General features: G+C 63.7%; 15 protein-coding genes. 2 read left to right on the forward strand and 13 right to left on the reverse strand.

The features are described 5' to 3' along the window. Positions 1 to 78 precede the first annotated feature (78 nt). A complete protein-coding gene (locus ACDA63_RS02785) occupies positions 79 to 1,938 on the forward strand; it encodes a CocE/NonD family hydrolase (protein ID WP_373661645.1) in 1,860 nt (619 codons plus the stop codon). Between the two features lie 72 nt (positions 1,939 to 2,010). Here ACDA63_RS02785 and hisD read toward each other — a convergent pair whose 3' ends face one another. Genes hisD through ACDA63_RS02845 form a run of 12 tightly spaced genes read right to left on the reverse strand, consistent with a single transcriptional unit; the run spans position 2,011 to position 11,027 of the window. Further along, positions 2,011 to 3,300 carry a histidinol dehydrogenase gene (hisD, locus tag ACDA63_RS02790; protein WP_373661646.1) on the reverse strand — a complete coding sequence of 430 codons (1,290 nt, stop codon included), beginning with the start codon at positions 3,298 to 3,300 and terminating at the stop codon, positions 2,011 to 2,013. Continuing rightward, positions 3,297 to 3,941 (reverse strand): ATP phosphoribosyltransferase, encoded by a 645-nt coding sequence (hisG, locus tag ACDA63_RS02795; protein WP_373661877.1) that lies wholly within the window; start codon positions 3,939 to 3,941, stop codon positions 3,297 to 3,299. The genes hisD and hisG overlap by 4 nt, the downstream gene beginning before the upstream one ends. Positions 3,942 to 3,960: 19 nt before the next feature. Continuing rightward, positions 3,961 to 5,217, reverse strand: a complete 1,257-nt coding sequence (murA, locus tag ACDA63_RS02800; RefSeq protein ID WP_373661647.1) for a UDP-N-acetylglucosamine 1-carboxyvinyltransferase — start codon at positions 5,215 to 5,217, stop codon at positions 3,961 to 3,963. 6 nt (positions 5,218 to 5,223) lie between these two features. Next, positions 5,224 to 5,475, reverse strand: coding sequence for a BolA family protein (locus ACDA63_RS02805; protein ID WP_373661648.1), 252 nt, complete (start codon positions 5,473 to 5,475; stop codon positions 5,224 to 5,226). 27 nt (positions 5,476 to 5,502) lie between these two features. Continuing rightward, on the reverse strand, positions 5,503 to 6,258 hold the full coding sequence (locus ACDA63_RS02810) for an ABC transporter permease (RefSeq protein ID WP_373661649.1): 756 nt from the start codon (positions 6,256 to 6,258) through the stop codon (positions 5,503 to 5,505). A gap of 1 nt (position 6,259) precedes the next feature. Next, a complete protein-coding gene (locus ACDA63_RS02815) occupies positions 6,260 to 7,177 on the reverse strand; it encodes an ABC transporter ATP-binding protein (RefSeq protein ID WP_373661650.1) in 918 nt (305 codons plus the stop codon). Continuing rightward, positions 7,167 to 7,484, reverse strand: a complete 318-nt coding sequence (locus ACDA63_RS02820; RefSeq protein ID WP_373661651.1) for a lipid asymmetry maintenance protein MlaB — start codon at positions 7,482 to 7,484, stop codon at positions 7,167 to 7,169. Before ACDA63_RS02820 ends, ACDA63_RS02815 begins: the two co-directional genes overlap by 11 nt. 6 nt (positions 7,485 to 7,490) lie before the next feature. Continuing rightward, the gene (locus tag ACDA63_RS02825; RefSeq protein ID WP_373661652.1) at positions 7,491 to 8,120 is read right to left on the reverse strand and encodes a phospholipid-binding protein MlaC; all 630 of its coding nucleotides are present in this window, start codon (positions 8,118 to 8,120) and stop codon (positions 7,491 to 7,493) included. Between the two features lie 25 nt (positions 8,121 to 8,145). Continuing rightward, positions 8,146 to 8,949, reverse strand: a complete 804-nt coding sequence (locus ACDA63_RS02830; protein ID WP_373661653.1) for a VacJ family lipoprotein — start codon at positions 8,947 to 8,949, stop codon at positions 8,146 to 8,148. Positions 8,950 to 8,973: 24 nt separating this feature from the next. Further along, entirely contained in the window at positions 8,974 to 9,441 is a 468-nt protein-coding gene (gene mlaD, locus ACDA63_RS02835) for an outer membrane lipid asymmetry maintenance protein MlaD (protein ID WP_373661654.1), read from the reverse strand. Between the two features lie 4 nt (positions 9,442 to 9,445). Then, complete coding sequence (mlaE, locus tag ACDA63_RS02840; protein WP_373661655.1) at positions 9,446 to 10,237, reverse strand: lipid asymmetry maintenance ABC transporter permease subunit MlaE; 792 nt, start codon at positions 10,235 to 10,237, stop codon at positions 9,446 to 9,448. Next, positions 10,230 to 11,027 carry an ABC transporter ATP-binding protein gene (locus ACDA63_RS02845; RefSeq protein ID WP_373661656.1) on the reverse strand — a complete coding sequence of 266 codons (798 nt, stop codon included), beginning with the start codon at positions 11,025 to 11,027 and terminating at the stop codon, positions 10,230 to 10,232. Before ACDA63_RS02845 ends, mlaE begins: the two co-directional genes overlap by 8 nt. Before the next feature lie 287 nt (positions 11,028 to 11,314). Between ACDA63_RS02845 and ACDA63_RS02850 the strand changes: the two genes are divergently transcribed. Then, positions 11,315 to 12,325, forward strand: coding sequence for an ExeA family protein (locus tag ACDA63_RS02850; RefSeq protein WP_373661657.1), 1,011 nt, complete (start codon positions 11,315 to 11,317; stop codon positions 12,323 to 12,325). An 89-nt stretch (positions 12,326 to 12,414) separates the two neighbouring features. On the opposite strand, the gene rpoS is transcribed toward ACDA63_RS02850, so the two are convergent. After that, complete coding sequence (gene rpoS / locus ACDA63_RS02855) at positions 12,415 to 13,350, reverse strand: RNA polymerase sigma factor RpoS (RefSeq protein ID WP_373661658.1); 936 nt, start codon at positions 13,348 to 13,350, stop codon at positions 12,415 to 12,417. Positions 13,351 to 13,357 lie beyond the last annotated feature (7 nt).

A 13,357-nucleotide genomic window follows, 5' to 3' on the forward strand; every position in this document is an offset into this window, starting at 1 on the left:
GACATATCGCTATCCGACCCGGGCGGCGAGCGCCGCCCGGACCTTGCCCGCCCCCCGGGCCGAGCGGAGCCGTACAACATGAACATCGAACTCTTGCAGACCGGCGTCGCCCGTCTGCCGGATGCCCGCGTCCGCATGCGCGACGGGGTGCATCTTGCCACCGACGTCTACCTGCCCGCCGATGAGGCCGGCGCCCTGCCCGGCCCGTGGCCGGTGATCCTCGAACGCACACCGTACGGCAAGCGCGGCACGCAGGTATCGGAGCGCTCGCGCTCGCATCCACAGCCGATCGATCGCGCGACAGTCGCGGCGTACTTCGTGCGCCGGGGCTTCGCCGTGGTGTTTCAGGATTGCCGTGGCCGGCACGGTTCGGAGGGCGAGTTCGTCAAGTACATCCGCGAAGCCGACGACGGCGCCGACACGCTGGCGTGGGTGCGCCAGCAAGCGTGGTGCAACGGCCGCGTCGGCATGATGGGCCTGTCGTACGCAGCGCATACGCAGATGGCGCTGGCCTGCCTCAACCCGCCGGGGCTTGCATGCCTGTTCATGGATTCGGGTGGATTCTGGAACGCCCATCGGGCAGGTATTCGCCAGGGTGGTGCCTTCGAACTCAAGCAGGCGACGTGGGCATACCGGCATGCGCTGCAAAGCCCCGAGGCGCAACGCGATCCGCTCATGCGGGCCGCGCTCGAAGCCGAAGACATCCGCGACTGGTTCGGGCGCATGCCATGGAAGCCCGGGCATTCCCCCTTGCGCGCGCATCCGGACTACGAGGCGTATTTCTTCGATCAGTGGCGCGCCATGGATTTCGACGCCGAATGGGCGCAGATCGGCCTATGCGCGGAGGGGCGCTATCACGATGCGGCAGATATTCCGACCTTCTTGATGTGCGGCTGGTATGACCCGTACGCGAGCACCATTCCGGCCAACTTCAACGGCTTGCGCCAGCATCATCGCGGCCCGCACTACATGGTGATGGGGCCGTGGACGCACGGCGCCCGCAGCGACACCTTTGCCGGCGACGTGGATTTCGGCCCGACCGCCACGCTCGACGGCCAGCTCGCCGACGATTATCTGGCGTTGCGCCTGGCGTGGTTCCGCCGTTGGCTCCAGGACGATGCGGCCGCGTGGCCGGACGACACCCCCACCGTGCGCTACTTCCGCATGGGGGGCGGCGATGGTCGGCGCGACATCAATGCGCGCATCTCGCACGGCGGCCAATGGTGTGCGACCGAAACCTGGCCGCCGACGCAGGCCACACCCGTCCGCCTGTATCTCGCCGAAGGCGGAAGACTTCTGCTCGACGCGCCGATGGATGCGGGCGAGCGCACTTATACCTTCGATCCCCGTCACCCCGTACCTTCCATTGGCGGCGCGATCACATCCGGCGCACCAGTCATGGAAGGCGGTGCGTACGATCAGCGCGAGGCGCCACAATTCTTCGGCAGCCGCCCGCCCTACTTGCCCACGGCATCGCGCCCGGACGTGCTCGTGTTCGAAACCGAGCCGCTGGATTCGTCGATGGAAATCTCCGGACCAGTGGCGGTTACGCTGTGGGTGAGCTCTGATTGCCCGGACACCGACTTCACCGCCAAGCTGGTCGACGTGCACCCTGCAAGCGCAGACTGGCCGCGCGGCTTTGCGATGAACGTATGCGATGGCATCCTGCGGGTGCGCTATCGCAACGGTTGGGACCACGCCGAAATGATGGAGCCCGGTGTGCGCTACCCGATACGCATCGAGCTGATGCCCACAAGCAATCTGTTCGATACGGGCCATCGGATCCGGCTGGAGATTTCGAGCAGCAAGTTTCCGCACTTCGACGTGAATCCGAATACCGGCGGCAACCCGGTCGAAGAGCAGTCGTGGCGCATCGCCACCAACAGCGTGCACTTTGGCGGGCTCACGCCTTCAGGGCTGGAAGTGTTCGTGCGCTGAGCGCAGCCAGACGGACAGCCAATAAAAAAGGGAGCCTTTCGGGGCTCCCTTTTTGTTTCGCTGCGCGCGAATTCAGCCGCGATACTCCGCTGACCGTGCGTGCGCCTGCAAACCTTCACCGTAAGCCAATGTGGCGGCCACGGGCGCCAGCGCTTTGGCGCCGGCTTCGGACATGTGGATGATGCTGCTACGTTTCTGGAAGTCGTACACACCCAGCGGCGACGAGAACCGCGCGCTACGCATGGTCGGCAGCACGTGATTGGGGCCGGCGCAGTAGTCGCCCAGCGCTTCGACCGAGTTATGGCCGACAAAGATCGCGCCAGCGTGGCGGATGTGGTCGCCCCACTTTTCCGCGTCTTCCATCGACAGTTCCAGGTGCTCCGGCGCAATGCGATTGGAGATTTCGCAGGCTTCGTTCAGATCGCGTACGAGAATCAACGCACCCCGATTGGCCAACGAAGTCGCGATGGTCTCGCGGCGCTCCATGGTCGGCAGCAGACGCGCGATCGAAGCCGCAACCGCCTCGATAAAGGTGGCATCGGTGCACAGCAGGATCGACTGCGCGAGTTCGTCGTGCTCGGCTTGAGCGAACAGGTCCATCGCCACCCAATCCGGGTTGCCCGAGCCGTCGGAGATGACCAGCACTTCGGATGGGCCCGCCACCATGTCGATGCCGACGGTACCGAACACGCGCCGCTTGGCTTCCGCCACGTAGGCGTTGCCCGGGCCGACGATCTTGTCTACCTGTGGCACGCTCTGCGTGCCATACGCAAGCGCCGCCACGGCTTGCGCACCGCCGATGGTGAGCACGCGATCGACGCCGGTGAGCGCGGCGGCGGCCAGCACGAGCGGATTGCGTTCGCCGCGCGGCGTGGGCGTCACCATGATCAACTCACCGACGCCTGCCACCTTGGCCGGCACGGCGTTCATGATCACAGAACTCGGGTAACTTGCCTTTCCGCCAGGTACGTACAGGCCGACGCGATCCAGCGGCGTGACCTTCTGCCCCAACCGATTGCCCAGGCTGTCGGTGAACGACCAGGATTCGAGCAGTTGCTTCTCGTGATACTCGCGCACGCGTGCCACGGCCAATTCGAGTGCGGCGCGCTGCTGCGCAGGCAGACCATCAAGTGCCTGCTGCAGTTGCACCTTCGGCAGTGTCAGCGCGTCGATGCCGGCGGCATCGAGCTGATCGAAGCGGTTGGTGTATTCGACGACGGCAGCATCGCCACGCGCACGCACGCCGGCGATGATCTCGCCGACGGCGTTGCCGATGCGCGCATCGGTCGCGTCTTCGAACGCCAGCAAAGCGGAGAGGTCAGCGGCAAACGAAGCGTCTGCACTGTTCATGCGGCGGATCATGGCTTGATCGCTCCTGCGAAGGCTTCGATGACCGGCTGCAGCAGCTCACGCTTGAGCTTGAGCGATGCCTGGTTGACGATCAGACGCGAGCTGATCGGCATGATCTCTTCGACTTCGTGCAGATTATTGGCGCGCAGCGTGCCGCCCGTGGACACAAGGTCGACGATGGCATCGGCCAGCCCAACGAGCGGTGCCAGCTCCATCGAACCATACAGCTTGATGAGGTCGACGTGCACGCCTTTGGCGGCGAAGTGATCGCGCGCCACGGTGGTGTACTTGGTTGCCACGCGGATGCGCGCGCCGCGGCGCACTGCGTCCTGGTAGTCGAAGCCGGCGCGCACGGCCACGCTCATGCGGCACTTGGCGATATTCAGATCGAGCGGCTGGTAGAGGCCTTCACTGCCATGTTCGAGCAACACGTCCTTGCCAGCGATCCCGAGATCGGCCGCCCCATGCTGCACGTAGGTCGGCGTGTCGGTCGCGCGCACGATGACCAGGCGCACATCGGGGCGATTGGTCCCGATGATGAGCTTGCGCGACGACTCAGGATTGTCGGTCGGCACGATGCCGGCGGCGGCCAGCAGCGGCAGGGTTTCTTCGAAGATGCGCCCTTTGGACAGGGCCAGCGTGATTCCAGACACTTCGCTCATCCGTTCGATATCAGTTGCCGCGGCCGCGGCGCACCTGCGCGCCCAGCGCGGCGAGCTTGGCTTCGAGTTTTTCGTAGCCGCGGTCGAGGTGATAGATGCGGTCGATGGTGCTCTCGCCTTCCGCCACCAGCGCCGCGATGACCAGGCTCGCAGAAGCGCGCAGGTCGGTCGCCATGACGGTTGCGCACTGCAGGCGCTCCACGCCGCGCACCACGGCCATGTTGCCGTCGATGCTGATGTCCGCCCCCAGGCGTTGCAGTTCGACCGCGTGCATGTAGCGGTTCTCAAAAATCGTCTCGCGAATCGTCGCCGTACCGTTGGCCACGGAATTGATGGCCATGAACTGCGCCTGCATGTCGGTCGGGAATGCCGGGTACGGTGCGGTGCGGATGCTTACCGAGTTGAGGCGCGCCGGCGCCTGCAGGCGGATGGCGTCGCGCTCGATGCCGATTTCGCAGCCGGCGTCCATGAGCTTGTCGATGACGGCATCCAGGTACGCCGAGGAGGTATGCGTCAGACGCACATTGCCGCCGGTGACGGCTGCGGCGCACAGGTAGGTGCCGGTCTCGATGCGGTCGGGCATGACCGAATGCGTGGCACCGTGCAGGCGTTCAACGCCGCGCACGCGGATGATGTCGGTACCGGCGCCGGAGATCTGTGCGCCCATGGCGATCAGGCAATTGGCCAGATCGACGACTTCGGGCTCGCGCGCTGCGTTTTCGATGACGGTTTCGCCGTCCGCCAGGCACGCGGCCATCAGCAGGTTTTCGGTGCCGGTGACGGTGACCATGTCGGTCACGATGCGAGCGCCCTTCAGGCGCTTGGCGGTCGCCAGCATGTAGCCGTGTTCGACGCGCACTTCCGCACCCATCGCCTGCAGTCCCTTGATGTGCTGATCGACCGGGCGCGCACCGATGCCGCAGCCGCCGGGCAGGCTGACCTTGGCTTCGCCACAGCGGGCAGTCAGTGGGCCGAGCACCAGCACCGAGGCGCGCATGGTCTTGACGAGCTCGTACGACGCGTAAGGCGCCGTGATTTCGCTCGCGTCCAGATGCACGGTGTCGCCTTCGACCTTGGTCTTGACGCCCATGGTGCCGAGGAGTTCGAGCAGCGTGCGGGTGTCCTTCAGGTCGGGCACGTTGGTGATGGTGACCGGGTCGCGCGTGAGCAGCGCCGCACACAGGATCGGTAGCGCCGCGTTCTTGGCGCCGGAAATGGCGATTTCGCCTTGCAGACGATTGCCGCCGGTGATGTGAAGCTTGTCCATGATGTGTTAGTTCCCTTGCTGGAACTGCGCCCATTGAGCGGGCGTAAAAGTGTTGAGTTGCAGGGCGTGGATTTCATTGCCCATCAGGGGCCCCAGCGTGGCGTACACGGCCTGATGCTGACGCACGCGTGGCTTGCCGTCGAAGCTCGCGCTGACGACGATGCCGGTAAAGTGAACGCCGTCGTCGCCTTCGATCGCGACGAATTCGCAGGACAGCCCCTGCTCGATGAGACGTTTGATTTCTGTTGCCTGGAACATGTGTGGATGCGACGGGCGCGCTGCGCCCTACCCTCTGAGTTTGTAGCCGCGCCGCAGCATCATCAGGCACAGACAGGCCAACGCCACCGTCGCCGCGCCAACGATGGCGAGGCTCAACCAGGGCGAGACGTCCGAAGTCCCGAAGAAGCCGTAGCGGAAACCGTCAATCATGAAGAAAAACGGGTTCAGATGCGAGACCCGCTGCCAGAATTCCGGCAGCGAATGAATGGAATAGAACACGCCTGAGAGCATGGTCAGCGGCATGATCAGGAAGTTCTGGAACGCTGCAAGCTGGTCGAACTTGTCCGCCCAGATGCCGGCGATGATACCCAGCGTGCCGAGAATCGCGCCGCCGAGCAGCACGAAACCGATGACCCACAGCGGATACGCGATAGGGGTCAGGGCAAAGGGCAACGACGCCAGCCAGACGCCGACGCCGACCACGGTGCCGCGCACCACCGATGCGATCACGTAGGCAAAGTAGAACTCACGGTACGAGATCGGCGGCAGTAGCACGAAGACGATGTTGCCGGTGATCTTGCTCTGGATGAGCGACGACGAACTGTTGGCGAATGCATTCTGCAGCACCGACATCATCACCAGCCCGGGGATCAAGAAGCTCGTGTAGCTGACCCCTTCGTACACCTGCACGCGGCCGGACAAGGCGTGCGAGAAGATCAGCAGATACAGCACGGCCGTCAGCACGGGTGCGGCCACGGTCTGGAAGGCGACCTTCCAGAAACGCAGCATCTCTTTATAGAGCAGGGTCGGAAAAGCGTTCATGTCAGCCCCTGCGCAGCATATCGACAAAGGCTTGTTCGAGATCGGGCTTGGCGACTTCGATGTCCGCCAGCACGTAGCCGGCTTCGCGCAGGCTGCGCAGCATCGGCTCGATCTGCTCGTAGTTGTCGAAACCAAAAGTCATCAGGTTGCCGTCCTGCCGCATGAGGCGCGTTGCCAGTTCCTGCGGCAGCGTACCGCCAGCGCTGACCTGGACGCGCAGTGTGCGTGTGCTCACGCGGGCAAGAATGTTGGCGGTGGTATCGAGCGCAATGATTCGCCCTGCCTTGAGCATGGCGATGCGGTTGCAGAGGGTTTCGGCCTCTTCAAGATAGTGCGTGGTCAACACGATGGTGTGACCATCGGCGTTGAGCTTGCGGATGAAATGCCACAAGCCCTGGCGCAGTTCGACGTCGACGCCGGCGGTGGGCTCGTCCAGCACGATGACCGGCGGACGGTGCACCAGCGCCTGTGCCACCAATACCCGACGCTTCATGCCCCCGGAGAGCGCGCGCATATTGGCATCGGCCTTGGTGGTGAGATCGAGGCTGGCGAGCAGTTCGTCGATCCAGTCGTCGTTGCGGCGCAGCCCGAAGTAGCCGGACTGGATACGCAGCATTTCGCGCACCGTGAAGAACGGGTCGAAGACCAACTCCTGCGGGACGATACCGAGCTTGCGGCGCGCTTCGCGGTAGTCGTCGACCACATCGCTCCCGAGCACCGAAATACGCCCTTGAGTGAGGCGATTCAAGCCAGCAAGCGAGGAGATGAGCGTCGTCTTGCCCGCGCCGTTGGGGCCGAGCAGTCCGAAGAACTCGCCCTGGTGGATTTCAAGGCCGACGCCGGCCAGCGCGGTCAGGTCACCGTAGCGCTTGACCGCGCCTTCGACCCGGATCGCCGGGCCGGATACTTCAGACAGCATGAGAGGCACCGGCCTCGACGGTGGCTGAAGGCAGCAGCAACACCTCGCTCACGTCGTAGAGCGCAGCGAGGCTGAGGAAGGTCTGCGGGGCGTTGATGACGCTGAAACGCCGGCCCGCCTTGCGCGCGGCGCGCATGTAGGCCAACACCAGCGCCAGTGCCGAAGAGTCCACCTCGCCGACGGCGGACAGATCGAGCGTACGATCCGCCGCCGTCACCAGGGGCTCACCGTGCTGCAACAGCAGGTTGGCGGTATCGGTAGTCATGGCGCCTTCGATGACGAGGACACCGTCGCGTTCAAGGATCATCGTGCCTTATTTCTTGCCGGCGTCGCCCTGCTTGGCGGCCAGTTGTTCGTTCTTGGTGCGCAGCGACTTGATCAGGCCGTCGATGCCGCCCGCCTTGATCTCCTGCGCGAAAGTATCACGGTAGTTGGTGACCAGGCTCACTTCGGCGACGATCACGTCGAAGACCTTCCAGCCGCCGTCGATCTTTTCGAGATCGTAGTCGATGCCGATCGGCTTGGCGCCCGGCTGGCGGACTTCAGTGCGCACGGTGACTTCGGTGTCGGACGCCTGCATGCGCAGCGGCTTGAAGTCGATGGTCTGGTTCTTGTATTGCGTGAGCGCGTTCGAATAGCTGCGCACCAGGAGGGTCTGGAACTCGCGGGCCAACTGGGTTTTCTGGTCCGGCGTTGCGTTGCGCCATTCACGGCCTGCTGCCAGCGCGGTCATGCGCTGAAAATCGAAATTCGGCAGCACTTTCTGCTCGATCAATTCGACTGCGCGACGCGTGTCGCCGGACTGGATGGCCTTGTCGTTCTTGATGATATCGATGACTTCACCGGTGACCCGCTTGATCAGGGCGTCCGGCGCTTCCTGCGCGAAGGCAGGCGCGGCGACGACAGCGAGGGCCAGGGCGGCGTAGCGGAGAAATCGAAACATGCGTTTATTCCTTTTCTGAAAATGGTCACTCGGCGGCCGGCGTGGCGAACTGGCGGTCCAGTTCGACCAGCGCGAGGCGGCGCGTGGTCAGGTAGCCCGTGCTCGCAGCCAGCAGCACCGGAGGCGTAGTCATGGCGTCGTCGTCGCGCACCCGCCTGCCGTCACGGATCAGGTTGGCCCGGCGGCGCAGGTAGAAATCGCGGACAAAGGAGTATTCATCCAGCGCGGCTTCGGACAAGGTGGTCTCGGTTCCGAGCAAATCGGCGCGGAGGCTCACGAAACCTACGCCGCGTACGATGTTGCGGGTCGGAATGTCGTCGATGTAGCCCGGCAGCGCGGCATACGTGTCAGGAATGAGACCGAACGCGTCGCGCGTGGTTCGCGGGCCGAACAGCGGCAGCACCAGAAACGGGCCATCGCCCACGCCCCAGACGCCGAGCGTCTGGCCGAAGTCTTCGTCGTGCTTGTCCAGGCCGATTTCCGAAGCGATATCGAAGAAGCCAAGAATGCCGACCGTGGAATTGACCACCACGCGCCCGAGGTCACTTGCCGCATCGCCCGGCTTGCCCTGCAGGAGGTTATTCACGCCGATCCAGATGTCGGCGAGGTTACCGAAGAAGTTCGAGACATTCACCCGCGCCGGACGCGGCGTCACATCCACGTAAGCCTCGGCCACCGGTTTGATGAACGTTCTGTCCAGCGACGAGTTGAAGTTGTACATGTCCCGGTTGAAGGGCTCGAACGGGTCCCTCGGGTTGCTTCCGGTCGTGGCACAACCGGTCAGGGCCACCAGCAGACCGGCGGCCAGAAACGTCGTGAGTCGTTGCATCGGGCGAGCCTTCACCGTCATTTTTTACTTGGATGAGCCTTCTTCGGCCTTGCTGAACATGAACTGGCTGATGAGCTTTTCGAGCACCACCGCCGATTGCGTTTTCTTGATCACGTCGCCGGCCTTCAGATCCTGGGGATCGCCGCCCGGGTCAAAGCCCACGTACTGCTCGCCGAGCAGGCCCGATGTATTGATGGTGGCAAAGGTGTCGCGCGGGAATACATAGCGACCATCGATCTTCATCGTCACCACGGCCTGGAACGTGCTCTTGTCCAGCGCGATAGACTCCACGCGACCCACCACGACGCCGGCGCTGCGTACCGGGGCGCGCACCTTGAGCCCGCCGATGTTGTCGAAGTCGGCTTTCAGTTCGTACGGTTGATACAACTGGGAGCCATTGATATTGCCGACCCGCAGCGACAGGAACAGCAGCGCGAGCAGACCCAGCGTCACGAAAATACCGACCCACAGGTCGATGATGGAACGATTCATTATTTCAGCCTCTGAGCATGAGAGAGGTCAGGACAAAATCCAGCGCCAGCACGGCCAGCGATGAAATGACCACGGTGCGCGTCGTAGCGCGCGAAACGCCGGCAGCCGTCGGCTGGGCGTCAAAACCTTCGAATACCGAAATCAGCGACACCGCCACGCCAAAGACGAAGCTCTTGATGACGCCGTTGATCACGTCGTGGTGGAAATCCACCGAAGCCTGCATCTGCGACCAGAACGTGCCACTGTCGCCGCCGATGGCGATCACCCCGACGATGTAGCCGCCCAGGATGCCCATGGCCGAGAATAGCGCGGCCAGCAGCGGCATCGAGATCACCCCGCCCCAGAAGCGTGGCGCCACCACGCGGGCGATCGGGTTCACCGCCATCATTTCCATGGCCGATAGCTGTTCGGTGGCTTTCATCAGACCGATTTCGGCGGTGATCGCCGAACCTGCACGGCTGGCGAACAGCAGCCCGGCCACCACCGGCCCCAGCTCGCGCAGCAGCGACAGCGCAACAAACGGACCCAGCGCGTCGGCGGCACCGAAACGCTGGAGCGTGTCGTAGCCTTGCAGCCCAAGCACCATGCCGACGAAGAGGCCCGATACGAGGATGATGATCAGCGACAGCGCGCCCGAGAAGTAGATCTCGCGAATCGTCAGGCGCGGGCGCCGGAACGACGTCCCCGACAGGATCAGCAGCGTGCCGAAAAAGCGCGCGCAGAAGCCGATGCGCCAGATGCCGTTGACCACCCGGCTGCCGATGGCGCGAAAGCCCGCGCCCACCAGTTCAAACATGCGCATCCCCCAACAGCGATTCGGCATACGGCTTGGATACCGGGTACTGGAACGGCACCGGGCCGTCCGCCTCGGCCCACACGAACTGGTGAACCCACGGATCGGTCGAAGCGCGGATCTCGTCCGGCGTACCTTGGGCGACCACCCGTCCTTCGGACAGGAAATAAATGTAATCGACGATCTGCAGCGATTCCTGGATGTCGTGCGTCACGACGATCGAGCTCGCACCGAGTGCGTCGTTGAGCCGGCGGATCAGTTGGCCGATGACACCAAGCGAGATCGGATCGAGCCCGGTGAAGGGTTCGTCGTACATGATCAACTGGGGGTCGAGCGCCACGGTGCGCGCCAGCGCCACGCGCCGTGCCATACCGCCGGAGAGTTCCGGTACCTTGAGGCGGGCCGCGCCACGCAGGCCAACGGCATGGAGCTTCATCATCACCAGGTCGTGGATGATGGACTCGGGCAGATCGGTATGTTCCCGCATCGGGAAGGCCACGTTGTCATACACCGAAGCATCGGTGAACAACGCGCCAAACTGGAACAGCATGCCCATGCGACGGCGCAGCGCGTACAGATCCCTGCGCCCGAGCTCGGGCACCAGGCTGTCGCACACGCGCACCTCGCCGCTCCGGGGCCGCAGTTGGCCGCCGATCATGCGCAGCAAGGTCGTCTTGCCGCTGCCGGAGCCCCCCATGATGGCCACGACCTTGCCGCGGGGAATGTCGAGGTCGACACCGCGCAGCACCTGGCGAGGTCCATACGAAAACTGCACATCGCGCAGACGCACCAAGGGTGCATCCGGACTTTGCACAGGGCAGGATTCGATCGTCAAATGAGTATGGTTTTCTTGGACAATTGCGGATTTTAGCATGCCTCATAGACCGACTTCATGAGGCAAACATGCGCGGACAGCCGCTTTTGGCGGAACACTAAAGTCGAATTTTCTGAACAAGCTGTCCGAACGCGCCGCACTCGCCCGATCGCGCTATGCTCCGGGACGGGAATGCGGCCGGAATACCTACGGCCGGCACCCCATTCGACCGATACGGAACGGCAACGACTGCGACTGCGCTATCTATGTATCTCGACCATTTCGGGCTGAACGAACCCCCGTTCCGCATCACGCCGCATACCGGATATTTCTTCGGCGGTGCGCAGCGAGAGGCAATACTGGATGCGCTGGTCTTCGCCGTGACGCATGAAGAAGGCATCGTCCGCGTCACCGGCGAGGTAGGCGTCGGCAAGACCATGCTGTGCCGAATGCTGATCGAGCGGCTGCCTGAACAGGTCAAGACCATCTATCTGGCCAACCCGAGCCTGGCACCGGACGAATTGCAGCAGGTGATCCTGCTCGAACTGGGCGAAGGCGCACACGACACGCCTGCCCCGCTTCGCCTGATCGAGCAGAAGCTCATCGCACTTTACGCAGCGCAATCCCGCGTGGTGCTGATCGTGGACGAGGCGCACGCCATGCCTCCTGCCTCGCTCGAACTGGTGCGCCTGCTCTCGAACCTCGAATCGTCCACGCACAAGCTGCTGCAGATTGTGCTGTTCGGCCAACCCGAACTGGACGCCCTGCTGACCCGGCGCGACATGCGGTCGCTGGCCGAGCGCATCACGCATAGTTTCCGGTTGGCCCCACTGGATCTCCGCGACACTGCCGACTACCTGCGCTCGCGATTGCACACCGCCGGGTATCGCGGCCCCGACCTGTTTACGGGCGCGCCCCTTCGACGGCTTGCACGCGCATCGCGCGGCCTGACCCGGCGCGTCAACATCCTCGCCGACAAGAGCCTGATGGCAGCATTCGCCGACAACACGCGGACTGTCACGTCGCGTCATGTCGCCCGAGCCATCGAAGATGCCGGCTACGCAAAACGTGACAGCACACGCCCGTGGCGCCTGGCCGCTTCTGCGGCGCTGGCCGCCTGCATGGCTGCAACCTTGTGGTGGAACCACGCGCGAACGCCTGCGGGCGCGCCGACGCCGTCCGCCGCGCCGGGCTCAGAAAAGCTCCCCACCAGCCCGGTGCCCTCACGCGAATCCGAAAGCGGACCCGCTGCTGAGACAGCTTCGCCCAAGGTGTGAGAGGGATAGAGGTGAAAGGCGGGGCAGCCGGAGGGCGCGTCGCCGCGCGTCCGGCCTGGCGTAATCAGTGCGTCATCGCGGGGCAACGCTTACAGCAGCACGTCCCGTGAGACTCCGCGTCGCTTGAGGATGCGCCGCAGTTGCGCCAGCGCTTCGAGTTGAATCTGGCGCACGCGCTCGCGGGTGAGACCCAACTGGGCGGCCAGGTCTTCGAGTGTCTGGACCTCGACATCGTCCAGGCCATAACGGTACTGGATAACGAGGCGCTGCTTGTCAGTCAATTGCGAGATCCATTCCCGGATAAGGGTTTCGACCTCATTGGTATGAATGGATGTTTCCGGGCTTTCTGCCTGGTCGTCGGCAAGCGACTCGCCGATTGAAAGATTCGGATCGATGTCCAGCGGCGCATCGAGCGAAGCGGTGTGCTCGTTCAGCGCGAGGATCGCGCGGACCTCATCCACCGGACGCTGCAGGCGCTCGGCAATCGATTCGATATTGGTGGTCGCGCCGCTGCGTGCCTCCAGTTGGCGCTGCGCACGCAGAACCTGATTCAGTTCTTTCACCACATGCACCGGTAGCCGGATCGTGCGCGACTGATTCATGATCGCGCGTTCGATGTTCTGCCGGATCCACCATGTGGCGTAGGTCGAAAAACGGAAACCCCGTTCGGGATCGAACTTTTCCAGCGCATGCATCAGGCCAAGGTTGCCCTCTTCGACCAGGTCGAGCAGCGGAATGCCACGGTTGAGGTAATGCTTGGCGATGTTGACGACCAGGCGCAGGTTGCGCTCGATCATCTTCTGGCGGGCCTCGAAATCGCCCTTGCGCACACGACGTGCAAGGGCGGCTTCTTCTTCGGCGGTGAGCAGTGGATTGACGCCGATCTCGTTCAGGTAGATCTGCGTAACGTCATTGAGGAATTCGTTTTCGGGGACGGCTGGCCGCGTTTCCGCGAACGCTTCCAGTTCCGGGGGCAGATCCGGTTCTTTGTCTTCCGCATCATCGAGGAAAGCCGGATCGAACATACAAGCC

This window comes from Uliginosibacterium sp. sgz301328 (genome assembly GCF_041807905.1).
GTDB lineage: Bacteria > Pseudomonadota > Gammaproteobacteria > Burkholderiales > Rhodocyclaceae > JBGVSA01.

Coding starts and splice junctions, on each gene's coding strand:
- ACDA63_RS02785 (WP_373661645.1), top strand. CDS start 79: ATGAACATCGAACTCTTGCAGACCGGCGTCGCCCGTCTGCCGGATGCC.
- hisD (WP_373661646.1), bottom strand. CDS start 3,300: ATGATCCGCCGCATGAACAGTGCAGACGCTTCGTTTGCCGCTGACCTC.
- murA (WP_373661647.1), bottom strand. CDS start 5,217: ATGGACAAGCTTCACATCACCGGCGGCAATCGTCTGCAAGGCGAAATC.
- ACDA63_RS02805 (WP_373661648.1), bottom strand. CDS start 5,475: ATGTTCCAGGCAACAGAAATCAAACGTCTCATCGAGCAGGGGCTGTCC.
- ACDA63_RS02810 (WP_373661649.1), bottom strand. CDS start 6,258: ATGAACGCTTTTCCGACCCTGCTCTATAAAGAGATGCTGCGTTTCTGG.
- ACDA63_RS02815 (WP_373661650.1), bottom strand. CDS start 7,177: ATGCTGTCTGAAGTATCCGGCCCGGCGATCCGGGTCGAAGGCGCGGTC.
- ACDA63_RS02820 (WP_373661651.1), bottom strand. CDS start 7,484: ATGATCCTTGAACGCGACGGTGTCCTCGTCATCGAAGGCGCCATGACT.
- ACDA63_RS02825 (WP_373661652.1), bottom strand. CDS start 8,120: ATGTTTCGATTTCTCCGCTACGCCGCCCTGGCCCTCGCTGTCGTCGCC.
- ACDA63_RS02830 (WP_373661653.1), bottom strand. CDS start 8,949: ATGCAACGACTCACGACGTTTCTGGCCGCCGGTCTGCTGGTGGCCCTG.
- mlaD (WP_373661654.1), bottom strand. CDS start 9,441: ATGAATCGTTCCATCATCGACCTGTGGGTCGGTATTTTCGTGACGCTG.
- mlaE (WP_373661655.1), bottom strand. CDS start 10,237: ATGTTTGAACTGGTGGGCGCGGGCTTTCGCGCCATCGGCAGCCGGGTG.
- ACDA63_RS02850 (WP_373661657.1), top strand. CDS start 11,315: ATGTATCTCGACCATTTCGGGCTGAACGAACCCCCGTTCCGCATCACG.
- rpoS (WP_373661658.1), bottom strand. CDS start 13,350: ATGTTCGATCCGGCTTTCCTCGATGATGCGGAAGACAAAGAACCGGAT.